The organism is Ruoffia sp. FAM 26254, assembly GCF_045528545.1.
Lineage (GTDB): Bacteria > Bacillota > Bacilli > Lactobacillales > Aerococcaceae > Ruoffia > Ruoffia halotolerans.
In genome coordinates this window covers 1-13,542 of record NZ_JBGQQY010000017.1, presented here as the reverse complement: position 1 = coordinate 13,542, position 13,542 = coordinate 1, and the positions used below count along the sequence as shown (strand labels likewise).

The window sequence follows — 13,542 nt, the reverse complement described above, 5'->3', positions numbered from 1 at the left end:
GATATAAAATTCTACTTCTTTGTTTCAATATGTTTATATAAGTGTTTAAGCAATCTTCTCTTATAATTTCAGTTTAAAACAAACAAAAAAAGATTGCATCACTCTTCTATTTTATTGTATAATAATTTTTGTTGACTAAGTTAGCAAATGCTTATATACTAGACAAATGAAATCAGTAAGAAAGAGGTGACACCAATGGCAAACTCTAAATCAGCTATTAAACGTGCTCGTCAATCAAGTGTAAAAGAACAACGTAATACTGCACAAGTTTCGAAAATGCGTTCATTAATCAAAGATTTTCGTAATGCAGTAGAAACTGGTGAAGGTGACGTGAATGAATTATTCGCTAAAGCTTCTAAACAAATTGACCGTACTGCAGGTAAAGGATTAATCCACGCAAACAAAGCAGCACGTAACAAATCTACATTAGCAAACTTAATGAATAAATAATTAAGATACTTTATCTTGATTACAAAAAAACGAAAATGAACTTTAAAAAGTTCATTTTCGTTTTTTTTTTATAAAGAAGTTAACTTTGATAATAAGATATAAAAGTGAGTCTCTTTATCCCCGACACCTGTCTTCATTCTAAAATCTACTTCTGCCATCTCAACATAAAAATTAAGTAATTCTGATAATTGCAAGGATCTTCCTGATGTTAGTGCAAGCTTCACTCGATATGGATGAATGCCTAACTGTTTCGCAATGTCGGCTTGATTCATTCCTTGTCTACCCAAAATCATTGACTGGACAATCACTCTAAATTGAGAAACCATTAATGCGTGTAAAGCAATTGGTTCATGACGCATTAATAATAAGTCTTGGTAAATTTGAATGGCTTGTATAATATTTTTATTCGCTACGGCATTGGTTAATTGGAATACGTCTGATTCAAGCGTACGTGGAACAAGTGATTGGACAGAATCGAGTGTGATTCTACCTTCAGTTTGTCCAAATATTTCCAGTTTATTCACTTCTGTCATTGCATTAGTTAGTTGATAGTTTACCCTAATTAACAATTCCTCAACAGCCTCACGTGTAAATGAAATATCTAAATTATTAATATAAGATTGAACATACCGCCCTACTTGACCTTCATCGAGCTCTGATATATCGACCATTTTCGTTTGTTTATTAAAACTTTTAGTCAGTTTCTTTCGCTTATCTAAGGATGGATTTTCAACATTAAAGATTAAAATAGTTGCTTGGTTCGGATTTTCTAAATAACCCAGTAATCGTTTTTGTTCAGAATCACTTAATTTATTCTTACTTTGTGAATTTAAAAACGTTGCATTCGACACAACGAGCACTCGATAATCAGAGAAAAAAGAAAACATCTCTGCTTCATCCAAAACGTCATTCATCGTCACTTCTTGTAAGTCAATTCGTGAGATATCTAAAACATCGATCCCGCCTAATTGTTGAAATAAGCCTTCCATAAACTGGTTTTTGAGGTAATTCTCAGATCCGACAACCGTATAGATTGGATCAATTTGTTTCTTATTGATTTGTTGCATGACTTGTTGGAACTCCATCTTTTCCCTCCTTCATATAAAATAAAACGAACATCACCAAAGTTTAATACATCAAGGTAATATCCGTTTTATTATCATAATCTTTTACTTTTGAATTTTTACTACCCAGTTATTTGCCGTATCTGAAGAATTAAGTAAAGATGGTGTATCTTCTGCTTTCTCATTACGTTCAATAAGTTTTCCTTGAATAGGTGATGGTATTTCAATCGCAGCTTTAGAAGCTTCAACATTAATAATTGTATCATCAACATCAATGTTTCCTAATGAAGCGATATTTGCATATGAAATATCTCCTGCTTCATCTTGCAATTCAGGCGTTAAACCAATCGTTACAATATTCTCTTCTTCAGTCATCCATAAATTCTTATTTAATAATTCCAATATTAATCACCCTTCTAAATTTAATAACTAAAATCATCTTCCATACCAAACATATAGCTTCGGTGATGATATTTCATTGATAGAACTAAACCAATCCCAATCATGTTTCCTAGTAAAGCCGAACCACCTTGAGAAACAAATGGCAGTGGAACCCCCGTGATTGGTAATAAACCAATCGCCATTCCGATATTCTCTAGAACGTGGAATAAAATCATTGATATAACACCTGCAGCAATATATGAATAAAACTCATTACGTGTTTTAAAGCAGATTTGTACGATTTGATAAATTAAAATGAAATAAACAAAGAGTAAAACTGAGCTTCCTAAGAATCCGAAGTTTTCAGCGATAGTCGTAAAGATAAAGTCAGATTCACGAACCGGTACGGTAACTTGTGAAACCCCAAAGCCTTTACCACTCAATTGACCCGATCCAACAGCTTTAATACTTTGAGCTAACTGATACCCACTCCCTTGTGTGTTTTCAAAGGGTCGTAACCAGTCTAAGATACGGTTAATTTGATATTCTTGAACAAGATTATTATCTATTAGAAATTCCGGGAATTTCTCAACGACAATAATAATTCCTCCCGCAACAACAATAACGGTTGTTGCAATTGGTGCAAGAATTTTCCAGCTGATTCCTGACATGAGAATAATTCCAGCAGTAATCGACATGATAACTAAGTTTGTTCCTAAGTCGTTTTGTAACTGAATTAAAATCATCGGTGGTGCAGCGAACATCAATATTTTTCCTAATTGCATAAAGTCTGATTTTATCGTACGGTTAGGGTATTTATTATTATGCTCAGTGACAACACGTGCCATAAATACTATATAAGCAGGTTTGAAAAGCTCTGAAGGTTGAACCGATAGCGAACCGATTCTTAACCAACTTGTCGCCCCTGTATCGGCTAATTCTCTATCATAGAAGAACAGTACTAATAATAATAGTAGTAAACCGAATCCGTATAAATAATTGGAAAGCTTCCAATATTGTTCACTATCTAATTGCATCGCCGCAATAACAGCAATCGTACCTACCCCATACCATAAGGCGTGGAATAAAGTTGGAACGAGGTCTCCCCCTTCAATGAGTGTTGTTGTTGAGTATACACTTAACAATCCGATGATTGCTAAGACCATAACATTTAAGATAATGCCGTAATCGATGCGGTTCTCATTATCTCGACGTATTTGTCTAATAGATGTCATTCATTTCACCTTTCTTTATTACTTGTTTGTAAAATTCTTATATATCTTATTGGTCAATTCAAACTGATTTGAATTTGCTTGTCTAAAGTTATCACTATATGAGACAAATGATTGGTACTTACTAGTTTCTTCAACCAATTGCCAATAACTTTTCTCTTTAAAATCATGATAAAAGACATTGATGTAAGCTCCTATGGAAATAACCATCGCATTTAAATATAACCAAATGATCGCAACCATGAATACTCCAATCGTGCCCCCACCAACATTACCTCCAGCAAATCTCATATAAACATTGAATAACTGAGATACTAAGATAAAGCCTAGTAAGGCAAATACTGTACCAGGTATTGCATATTTGATCGGCCATTTAACATTTGGCATAAATTGGTAAATTCCAATTAATAGAATAAAAATACCTAGCAAACCTAAAATCCAGCCCTGATTCACAAAAAAATCCAATAAGAAAAATTGAATACCAAATACTTCCTGAATATAGTCAATAATTGTCTCGCCGAATACAAGTGCAAATGTAAACGTAACCAACGCAATGACGATGAGTAAAGTAAATACATATGCAAATAATCGTGCGATAAAAAAGTTTTTTCTAGGTACAGTTTTATATATTGTATTTAGAACACGTTGCATGGTATTAAATACATTCGAAGCTGGCCATAATGAAATGATTAAACTTAGCGAGAACAAACCTGAACTTGTACCTGTTAAGTAAGTCTCCAATAAGGGAATAATCGCTACCTCGACTTCATCTGGTAATGCTAATTGAATTGTGTCAATAATTTGTGCTTCTGAAAAAGGAAGTATAGCAATAATATTTGATAATGCAAGCATTAACGGCACTAACGCCCAAATAACATAAAATGATAATTCAGCAGCATAACTTCCAAAAGCCAACTGTTGATTATTAATTTGGAACGTCTTCATTAGCTTATTAAATACCGAAGGTTGATCCATCTCTATCAGACCTTTCAATTCATTTTTATAACTACATAAGATTATCACATATTATATCATTTTGCACTTTAAGAATCTGTAATAATCTAGACTTTTTATATTTTCCTTTAATTTCTTAGACACACGTGTTTTCTATAGTATAATGGATTCAGAACAATTAGGAGGTAAGGCATGAGTAAAGGAGTAACATTTTATTTTGTACGCCACGGTGAAACATATTTCAATTTCTATGGTCGAATGCAAGGATGGTCTAATGCATTATTAACCGAAGAAGGAATTAAAAATGTTCATCGCAGTGGTAGAGGTCTAGCCGATATTGAATTTGATGCTGTATATACGAGTGATTTAAAACGAACAATTGATACAGCTTCAATTATTTTAGAAGAAAATCATAATAATGAGCACTTAGAAATCGAACAAATGCCAGAATTTCGTGAAGTTCACTTTGGGTCTTTTGAAGGCCTTTCTGCTGCTGAAGTTTGGCCAGAAGTTGAGCAAAGGGTAAACATCAAACACGGGTTGCCTGAAGGAACTGAGAATCAAATTCAAGATATTATGAATATGTTCAAAGAAGCAGATCCATATCACTTTGCAGAAAACTATACTGAATTTTGGAATCGTGTTGAATCTGGTTTACTAAAATTATTAAACCGCCACGCTGGAACGGACCAAAACATTTTAGTTGTGTGTCACGGTATGACAATTCGTAATTTATTGCATGGTTTAGTTGCTGATTTCGATGAAACTGAACCATTACAAAATGCATCCGTATCTATTGTTAAATATCAAAATGGACATTTCGAGATGCTAGCATATAATCAGGTTGACCACTTTAAAGATGTTGCTGATGAAGCAGCAAATGACTAGTCAAACTATTGTAAACAATTAAAAGCGCAGGACTTGGGAGTTGATTCCCTTGTCCTGCGTTATTTTTATGCCATACTTCCTTGCATTTGATACATTTGCGTATATGTGCCTCCCAGATCAAGTAACTCTCTGTGAGTGCCCCTCTCTTGGATATGTCCGTTGTCCATGACGATGATTTGATCTGCATCTTTAATGGTTGAAAGTCGGTGCGCTACAATAAAGGTCGTACGTCCTTCTTTTACAACTTTCATCGCATGTTGAATAATTTCCTCAGTTTCAGTGTCAATATGTGAAGTTGCTTCGTCAAGTATCAATATTTTTGGATTATTGGCTAAGGTACGAGCAAAGGATATCAATTGTCTCTCCCCTGAAGAAAAAGCTTGTCCTTTTTCCACAACTTCCGAATGAATTCCTTTTTCTAATTTATCAATTAATGGTTGTGCTCCAACTTTGATAAGTGCATCGAGGACCATTTCATCGGTTATCTCTGGATTATTCATACTGATATTTGTCGCAATCGTACCAGAAAATAAATACGGTTCTTGCAAGACAATCCCCATTTTTTCTCGAATGCTTTCTCGATTATATTCTTCAATATTTTGACCATCTATGATTACTTGGCCTTCTTGTGGATCGTAAAAGCGAAATAGTAAGTTAATAATCGAACTTTTACCGGACCCTGTGTGTCCGACTAAACCGATGGTCTCACCTGCATTAACATGGAAATTTAATTGATGCAATACATTATTGCCTTCTTTATATGCAAAGGTCACATCATTAAACTCAACATTTCCTTGAGTAACTATTAATTGTTTGTTGGAATCTTTCTCTACCGGAGTATCTATTAACTCGAACACTCGTATTCCTGCGGATAAAGCTTGTTGCAATATTGTAATCAAACGAACAATCATAGTAATAGGATCAAATAATCGTTCAACATAATTGATAACAATATATAAGGTTCCAATCGATATTGATAATATGCCATTTGTGAACTGCGTTCCTATATACAACATCACAAGTAAGGTCACAATACTCTTAAAGAGTCCGGACAAATTCCAAGCAAAAAACGCTTCGTACTTTAAGGATTCTTTTCTAGTATTTAGCCAAGTTTGATTGACTTGCTCAAACTCTTCAGCCATATGCTCTTGTTGATTGAACACTTGAACAATCGACACACCTTGAACAATTTCAGCGATTTTACTATTCAGTTCACTGACCGATTCTCTCCATAAAGTATTGATTGGTTGAATTTTTTTAGAGAAAGCCATTTGCCAAACGACGATTATTGGTATGAGTAGTAATAACCAACTTGCTATCGTCGGGCTGACAGCAAACATACCAATATATACACCTAGAATGGTCATTGTATTAATGAGTATTTGAGTCGTAAAATTTGCAAAAAAGTTCTCTCTTAAAACCTCTGTGTCATTGACGATTCGAGCAGATATCTTTCCAGCTGGAATATCATCAAAATAACTAACCGGTAACTTTTGCATATGCTCGTGAGCTTCATCTCGAATTACTTTACTTAGCCGATTCGATCCATTCGCTAAAAGCAAATATCCCACATAACCAAGAATCGCTGAGATAAATGTAATAATAAGATAAAAGCCAAATTGTTCCGTAATAAAGGTAATATTAACAGTCTCTTCGTTCGCAACGGATAGGGACACATAATCAATCATTTTACTTGCAATAATTGGTGTATATATTGAAAGTCCTGTAGAGAAAATCAACAGAATGAACCCTGATAACAAGAGTTTCCATTCATAACGTAAGTAACCAAGTAGTCTAGTGAATGTTTTCATTCTCAGCGCCCCCTTCTGATTGTTGTTTGTTGAATTGTTCATAATACCAACCTTCGTTCGCTAATAATTCTTTCGGTGAGCCGTATTCAACGATGCGTCCATCGTCTACAACTATAATCATGTCCGCTTGATTTACCGCAGAAAGCCTATGTGTGACAATAATGTTTGTCTTATCCCCACGGATACTTTGAACATTTGTAATGATGGCTCTTTCAGTCTTTGCATCAACCGCTGAAAGTGAATCATCTAATATTAATAACTCTGGTTCTTTAATTAGCGCTCTGGCAATCGATACCCTTTGTTTTTGTCCTCCAGATATCGACACACCTTTTTCTCCAATTAACGTTTTAAGCCCTTCTGACATACGCTCTAAATCTTTTGTAAAGGCCGCATTTTCAATCGCTTGGGCCAATTGATCTTCCTCATTAGCTTCACTATTTCCAAACATTATATTATATTTTACAGTTTGAGAAAAAAGTATGTGTTCCTGTGGCACATAGCCAATCATCGCTTCTAAACTTTCCCGTTGATATTCATGAATATCTCGACCATTGAGTTTGATTATTCCAGATCCGCTAATTGGATACTGTCTTAATAATTGTCGAATAATCGTCGTTTTCCCGCTCCCGGTCTTACCGACAATTCCCAACGTTTCTCCTCGTTGAAGCGTAAAATTGAGATTTTTAATTGTCTCTTTAACATCCTCTTTATATTTAAAGGAATAATCTTGAAACTCAATGCTTTCAATCGAATCAAGCGTCAGATGACCGTCTGCTTCCATGAGATCATTCGCTTTGATTAAATCATTGAGCTTCTCAAATGAAACTTTACCTTGTTGGTAAATAACAACTATTTCTGTCATTCCCCAAATCGTTCCATTTAACATAGCTAAATATAATTGGAAAGAAACTAATTTACCCACTGATAATTGACCTAAATTCACTAAATAACTACAATACATGAGTCCGATGGCGATACTTAACCCACCAAAGGCTTTAGCAATTTGACCAAATAAGCCGTTCACCATCGCCAAATGATTCGCCTTATCGACAACTTTCTGTGTTTTTTCTTGAAATCTCTTTTGTTCCAAATCTTTCCGTCCATACGCTCGCATCACACGAACGCCATCAACCACTTCTAACACTTCATTACTCAATTCAGCTACAGAATCTCTAATAGCATCATAACGCTTATCCACTTCTTTACTAAGGAAATAAATAATAACACCAAAGATCAGTAGAGGAATCAAACTAACTAAAGTGACTTGCCAAGAAATCGTAAAAATCATAACTGCAAGGAAACTTAGTAATAACGCTCCGTCTCCCAATACAATCATTAAACCATAACCTAGTAACATTCCTATCGTATCGATATCTGACGTCATTCGTGTCATCAAATCGCCGGAACGAAAAGCTTCATAAAAAGAAGCACGAAAGCCAAGTAAACTTTTAAAACCAGTTTGTCTTAATTCTTTCTGGAATTGATATGACTCTCCGAATAAAACTCTAAACCAAGTCACATCCCCCGCATAAATTAATATCATTAATATAAATAAAAAGAATAAATATCGCACTAAGACAGCTTGAGTTAATTGATTTGTTACAATATCATCGATAAAGAGTTGAATAATATAATTTGGGAAAATATATAATATACTGGTAAGAACTGCTGTCATACCACCAAATATATATTTTCCAGGGTGTTTCTTAATGTAATACCACATTGACTGAAGCATAGTTTCCCAACTTTCCTATTAAAATTTGCACAAAAAAAAGATATTTTATCACCACAATTAAGGGCTCATAAAATATCAGCTGTAGAATTACATACTTAGACATCCTTGATCTAATTGTCTAGATGAAAACTCTAATATTATGAACGATTAAAGGTGATGTCATTTTAAATAAATTCGAACTTACTTGAACTGCTTGTTTCATCTGACATCCTCCTTTCATGTTTTCTAAAAATAAGATTACACGATTTTTAACTAAAAGTAAAGCAGTTTCTAATCTGGATTTAATATTTTTTTGGATATGTATGTGCTTGTGTCCTTGAGATAGTCTCCAGGATATGATATCACGAATAATGTCCCTGACATTGTCTCTAGGATATGTAAAATCAAAATATAAAACAAAAAACTCAGCAATGATGGCAAATCTAGCCACAATCACTGAGTCGTTAGTTTTTAATTTCTCAAAATCCATAAAATACTTAAAATATATCATTCATTGAATAAATACCAGGGTCGGCTTGATTAATTAAAAATTCTGCCCCTGCCATAGCCCCTCTGGCGAATAACTCTTTTGATCCAGCACGATGAGTAATTTCAAGCATTTCTTGATTATTTGCAAAAATAATCGTGTGTTCACCTACAATATCGCCACCACGAATCGCATGTAAGCCAACTTCTTGGTGTTCTCTTGCTTCGCCAATACCTTCACGTCCATATACTTTTGTTGCACTTTCTGACATACCTTCTTCAACTGAATCTAGTAACATCTTAGCTGTACCACTTGGTGCATCTTTTTTGTAACGATGGTGTTTTTCAATAATTTCAATATCATAACCTAAGGGATACAATACTTTACTTAGATGCTTACTCACTTCCTGCATCACATTGACACCAATACTAGTATTATGAGTATCTAAGATAGCAACGGATTTACTCGCCTCTTGAATTGCTTTTGCTTGTTCTTCATTTTGCCCTGTAGTTGCAAGCATAAGTGGCAGTTTTTGCGCCACTGCAAACGCCAGTAATTCTTCCGTTAATTGAGGTGTTGAAAAATCAATCATCACTTCTGGTTTAAGATCAAGCCCTTCAACCACTTGTGTTAAATCATCAAAATTTGTCGCGATTGGAAAAGGTTGTTCTGTTTCTTCAGTTGATTGTAATCCTGCGATCACTTGATGACCTAACTCTTTCGAGATCTCAGTAACAACTTTTCCCATCGCGCCATCGGATCCAATTAGTATAATATTCACTTTATCAATCCTCTATTCTTTATATTGTGTATTTTTCAATTAACCCTAAGTACGTGTCTAATAATTCAGCACTTTCCTCACTTGGTGGTACCATAGGTAAACGATATGATAAAGCACAGCGGTTCATTTTGTGAACTAAGTATTTCACTGGGATTGGGTTCACTTCATCAAATAAATTACGATTAATATCTTCAAGTTTATAATTTAATTGTTGAGCTTCTTCCGTTTGTCCATCTAAAGCGAGACGACATAAATCATGAACTTCTTTTGGGAGAATATTTGCAGTTACAGAGATAGCACCCTTACCACCTAAAGCGATAATATCGTAATTTAAATCGTCGTTCCCTGAGTATACAGCGAAATCATCTGGCACAATATCAAGCACTGCACGAGTGTAATCTAAATTACCTACCGCATCTTTTAATGCCACAATATTTGGATGTTCAGCTAAAATACTCACCTGTTCTGGTGTTAATGATGTACCCGTTCTAGAAGGAACATCATAAAGAATAATTGGAATGTTAACTGAATCAGCAATCGCTCGGAAGTGAGCTAACATACCATTATAAGAAGCTTTATTGTAATATGGGGTGACGATAAGTAATGCATCTGCTCCCACATGCTCAGCTTGTTGACTTAATTTGATTGCGTGACGTGTATCGTTAATACCTGTTCCTGCAATGATTGGAAGTTTACCTTCGACATGTTTCACGGCAAATTTAATCAATTCGATTTGCTCTTCATCAGATAAAGTAGAACTCTCACCGGTTGTTCCAGTAATGACTAATGCGTCTGTGCTATTCTCTAATTGAAAGTCTAATAGGCTTTCAAACGCGCGCCAATCAATTTCCTTTGTGTTCTCGATAAATGGGGTAATCAATGCAACTGCTGAACCTTCATAAACACTCATTATAAATATCCTCCTATAAAATATTATTTGCTATGATATCTTCAAAAGACTGCCGTTTGACTGTTAAGTAACTTTTTTCTCCATCAATATGCACCATGGCTGGAATTGGGATATGATTATAATTGCTTGCCATAGAATAATTATATGAACCCGTACCATTTACTAATAATAAATCGCCTGTTTCAACTTGAGGAAGATCAATATTATTAATCACAACATCCCCACTCTCACACGCTTTACCAGCTATGGTGTACGTTTCTTTGACCGGTTCATTAATTTTATTTGGTAGGGCTGCTTCATATTCAGCCTGATATAAAGCTGGACGGATATTATCTGTCATCCCACCATCGATAAAGGCATATTTCTTACCACCTACTGTCTTCTTAATATCACCAATCGTGTACAAAGTACTACCAGAATTGTTAACTAATGATCTACCAGGTTCAATTGTAACCTTCTCTAATTGTATCCCATATTCAGTAGACTTTTCATGAACATGCTCGATAAAATTTGGCAGAAATTCGGCAATGTCAAAAGGTTTATCCTCTTCAGTGTAGTAAACACCAAAACCGCCACCGAAATTTATTTCACGAATCGAAATATTTAAGTTCGTTTGAATGCGTTGAGCAAAGTGTAACATTTCATCCGCTGCTTTAATAAATGATTCTGAATCAAATATTTGACTACCAATGTGACAATGTAAACCTGCTAATTCAATATTATCATAGTTATGGATGCTTTCTATAATGTCCTCAATCTTCTCATCGAAGACACTCTCTCCAAATTTTGAATCTAAGTTAGCTGTTTTAATGTATTCATGAGTATGCGCCTCAACTCCAGGATTTAAGCGTAATAGTGCGCGTTGCTTTTTCCCTTTTTGCTCTAAAATATTATTGAGTCTATCAGCTTCCATTCGGTTATCAATGACAATTGTTCCCACTTCTTGATCGACCGCAAAAGCTAATTCCTCATCTAATTTGTTATTTCCGTGAAAGTACATCTTCGATGGCTGAACGCCACCTTTCTTCCCAGTAAAAATCTCCCCAGCACTAACAACATCTTGTCCTATTCCATACTCTGAAATCAATTTTGCAATCGCAAGTGTCAAAACAGACTTGGATGCAAATAATAACTCTGTCTCAAAGTAAGGATTCTCTAAAGCATTTTTGAAATTATAAACGCGTTCTCTAAAACTCTCTTCATCGAATATATAAAGCGGCGTTCCATATTGCTGAGCTAAATCTGAATATTTATGTTGTGAATGAACCAGCTCGTTATTCACCTTCGTTTGATACGTTTCTAATTGCATTCTTCCACTCCTTAAATAAAAGTAAACAAAAAGCGACTACGAACAAAAGGTTCGTGGTCGCTTTCACTAATCAATCCAACTTGATTTGAGTTGACGTATCCTTTTGCCCGGTAATTGATTGCACCTTATTATCACTTTGGCTCTTTGATAATAACAGTGACCAACCTCTTAAAGTCAGCCCCCAACGAAAGTCGTTTCGGCGATATCCCCTTTCCACATGTGTGTGTACTTTTGTCAACCGCGCCTCGCACAATACCTCTTTAACTTAAATATACTATATCAATGGTAAATTACAATGTCAATAGGATTAAGTTAGGATTAAAATTTTACTGACGATTATTAAATTCCATCACTTTTAACTTGACATTTTATGTGATAATGCTTAAGTTAAATAGGTATAAATTGAACATTAACATACAATATTGAAAGGAGCCAATTATGAGTAAAAAATATCATGTTGCCGTTGTAGGTGCATCGGGCGTAGTTGGTCGTAAAGTTATACAAGTATTAGAAGAACGTCAATTCCCAGTAAGTGAATTAAGTTTATTTGCTTCAAGTCGATCTGCAGGTCAAAAAATCCCCTTCAATGGTGAAGAGATTACCATCCAAGAACTGACAGAGGATGCTTTAACAGCGCCAATTCAAATCGCAATCTTTTCTGCAGGTGGAGAAACATCAAAACACTTTGCACCGATTGCTTCAAGTAATGGCATTACTGTCATCGATAATAGTTCAGCGTGGAGAATGGATAAAAATATTCCATTAGTTGTCCCTGAGGTGAATGCTGGGGTCTTATCTAAAGATGATAAACTCATCGCAAACCCTAACTGTTCAACCATCCAATCCGTTGTACCATTGAAACCACTACAAGTAAATTACGGTATCAAACGTGTAGTTTATAGTACATATCAAGCAGTATCAGGGGCCGGACGTAAAGGAATTGAAGATTTAGAGCAAGGTACAACAAGTACTTTCCCTTACGAAATTAATAAAACAGTGATTCCACAAATCGATGTCTTCTTAGATAATGGTAATACAAAAGAAGAACAAAAGATGATTGATGAAACACGTAAAATCTTAGGTGTTGAGAATTTACCTGTCTCTGCAACAGCTGTACGTGTTCCAATCAAAACATCTCATGGTGTATCTATCAATATTGAATTAGAAAAAGAATTTGATATTAAGAAAATTCGTGAAGAAATTGGAAACATCGACGGAGTCATTCTTGCCGATAATCCTGAAGCCTTAGATTACCCATTGCAATCAGTCGCTGAAGATACTGATAACGTATATGTTGGTCGTATTCGGAGAGACGAATCCGTAGAAAATGGTATAAACTTATTTGTTGTAGCGGATAACCTTCGTAAAGGTGCTGCTACAAACTCAGTACAAATTGCTGAGTCATTAATTGCTCGTGGTATCATCTAATTAAAGCGGTTCATGAATTTTTGATGTTGGTGGACCGAGGAGCCAGGTGACGCAGTCACCTTGGCTCTTTTTTTATTCCTATGTTTAAGTGTCTCTCTATGCAACGATAGTTTGTGTTGTGTTCTCATCTTTA

13 protein-coding genes and 1 riboswitch are annotated in these 13,542 nt (G+C 35.0%); of the genes, 3 read left to right on the top strand and 10 right to left on the bottom strand.

Annotated features, from left to right (window positions below; genetic code table 11):
* The first annotated feature begins 195 nt into the window (after positions 1 to 195).
* Positions 196 to 450: a 30S ribosomal protein S20 gene (gene rpsT, locus ACEN3Z_RS05920; protein ID WP_138405307.1), complete on the top strand. Its 255-nt coding sequence runs from the start codon at positions 196 to 198 to the stop codon at positions 448 to 450.
* Positions 451 to 518: 68 nt separating this feature from the next.
* Here the strand turns inward: rpsT and holA are convergent, their stop codons facing one another.
* The 4 genes from holA to ACEN3Z_RS05900 all read right to left on the bottom strand — a co-directional run bounded on the left by holA (position 519) and on the right by ACEN3Z_RS05900 (position 4,102).
* Complete coding sequence (holA, locus tag ACEN3Z_RS05915) at positions 519 to 1,535, bottom strand: DNA polymerase III subunit delta (RefSeq protein WP_407090067.1); 1,017 nt, start codon at positions 1,533 to 1,535, stop codon at positions 519 to 521.
* Between the two features lie 84 nt (positions 1,536 to 1,619).
* Entirely contained in the window at positions 1,620 to 1,916 is a 297-nt protein-coding gene (locus tag ACEN3Z_RS05910; protein WP_407090065.1) for a glycine cleavage system protein H, read from the bottom strand.
* 20 nt (positions 1,917 to 1,936) lie between these two features.
* The gene (locus ACEN3Z_RS05905; protein WP_407090064.1) at positions 1,937 to 3,130 is read right to left on the bottom strand and encodes an FtsW/RodA/SpoVE family cell cycle protein; all 1,194 of its coding nucleotides are present in this window, start codon (positions 3,128 to 3,130) and stop codon (positions 1,937 to 1,939) included.
* Between the two features lie 18 nt (positions 3,131 to 3,148).
* Positions 3,149 to 4,102, bottom strand: coding sequence for a YihY/virulence factor BrkB family protein (locus ACEN3Z_RS05900; RefSeq protein WP_407090062.1), 954 nt, complete (start codon positions 4,100 to 4,102; stop codon positions 3,149 to 3,151).
* A 171-nt stretch (positions 4,103 to 4,273) separates the two neighbouring features.
* Between ACEN3Z_RS05900 and ACEN3Z_RS05895 the strand changes: the two genes are divergently transcribed.
* On the top strand, positions 4,274 to 4,969 hold the full coding sequence (locus ACEN3Z_RS05895) for a histidine phosphatase family protein (RefSeq protein ID WP_407090061.1): 696 nt from the start codon (positions 4,274 to 4,276) through the stop codon (positions 4,967 to 4,969).
* A 65-nt stretch (positions 4,970 to 5,034) separates the two neighbouring features.
* Here the strand turns inward: ACEN3Z_RS05895 and ACEN3Z_RS05890 are convergent, their stop codons facing one another.
* From ACEN3Z_RS05890 to lysA, 6 genes are all read right to left on the bottom strand, one after another.
* A complete protein-coding gene (locus tag ACEN3Z_RS05890; protein ID WP_407090060.1) occupies positions 5,035 to 6,780 on the bottom strand; it encodes an ABC transporter ATP-binding protein in 1,746 nt (581 codons plus the stop codon).
* On the bottom strand, positions 6,764 to 8,515 hold the full coding sequence (locus ACEN3Z_RS05885) for an ABC transporter ATP-binding protein (RefSeq protein ID WP_407090058.1): 1,752 nt from the start codon (positions 8,513 to 8,515) through the stop codon (positions 6,764 to 6,766). The genes ACEN3Z_RS05890 and ACEN3Z_RS05885 overlap by 17 nt, the downstream gene beginning before the upstream one ends.
* A 118-nt stretch (positions 8,516 to 8,633) precedes the next feature.
* Positions 8,634 to 8,984 (bottom strand): hypothetical protein, encoded by a 351-nt coding sequence (locus ACEN3Z_RS05880; protein WP_407090057.1) that lies wholly within the window; start codon positions 8,982 to 8,984, stop codon positions 8,634 to 8,636.
* A 7-nt stretch (positions 8,985 to 8,991) separates the two neighbouring features.
* Entirely contained in the window at positions 8,992 to 9,762 is a 771-nt protein-coding gene (gene dapB / locus ACEN3Z_RS05875) for a 4-hydroxy-tetrahydrodipicolinate reductase (protein WP_407090056.1), read from the bottom strand.
* A gap of 19 nt (positions 9,763 to 9,781) precedes the next feature.
* Positions 9,782 to 10,672 carry a 4-hydroxy-tetrahydrodipicolinate synthase gene (dapA, locus tag ACEN3Z_RS05870; protein WP_407090055.1) on the bottom strand — a complete coding sequence of 297 codons (891 nt, stop codon included), beginning with the start codon at positions 10,670 to 10,672 and terminating at the stop codon, positions 9,782 to 9,784.
* Between the two features lie 13 nt (positions 10,673 to 10,685).
* On the bottom strand, positions 10,686 to 11,981 hold the full coding sequence (lysA, locus tag ACEN3Z_RS05865) for a diaminopimelate decarboxylase (RefSeq protein WP_407090053.1): 1,296 nt from the start codon (positions 11,979 to 11,981) through the stop codon (positions 10,686 to 10,688).
* A gap of 110 nt (positions 11,982 to 12,091) precedes the next feature.
* A riboswitch (Lysine riboswitch) is annotated at positions 12,092 to 12,238 on the bottom strand.
* A gap of 181 nt (positions 12,239 to 12,419) precedes the next feature.
* On the opposite strand from lysA, the gene ACEN3Z_RS05860 reads away from it, so the two are divergent.
* Positions 12,420 to 13,409: an aspartate-semialdehyde dehydrogenase gene (locus ACEN3Z_RS05860; RefSeq protein WP_407090052.1), complete on the top strand. Its 990-nt coding sequence runs from the start codon at positions 12,420 to 12,422 to the stop codon at positions 13,407 to 13,409.
* The last annotated feature ends 133 nt before the right edge of the window (positions 13,410 to 13,542 follow it).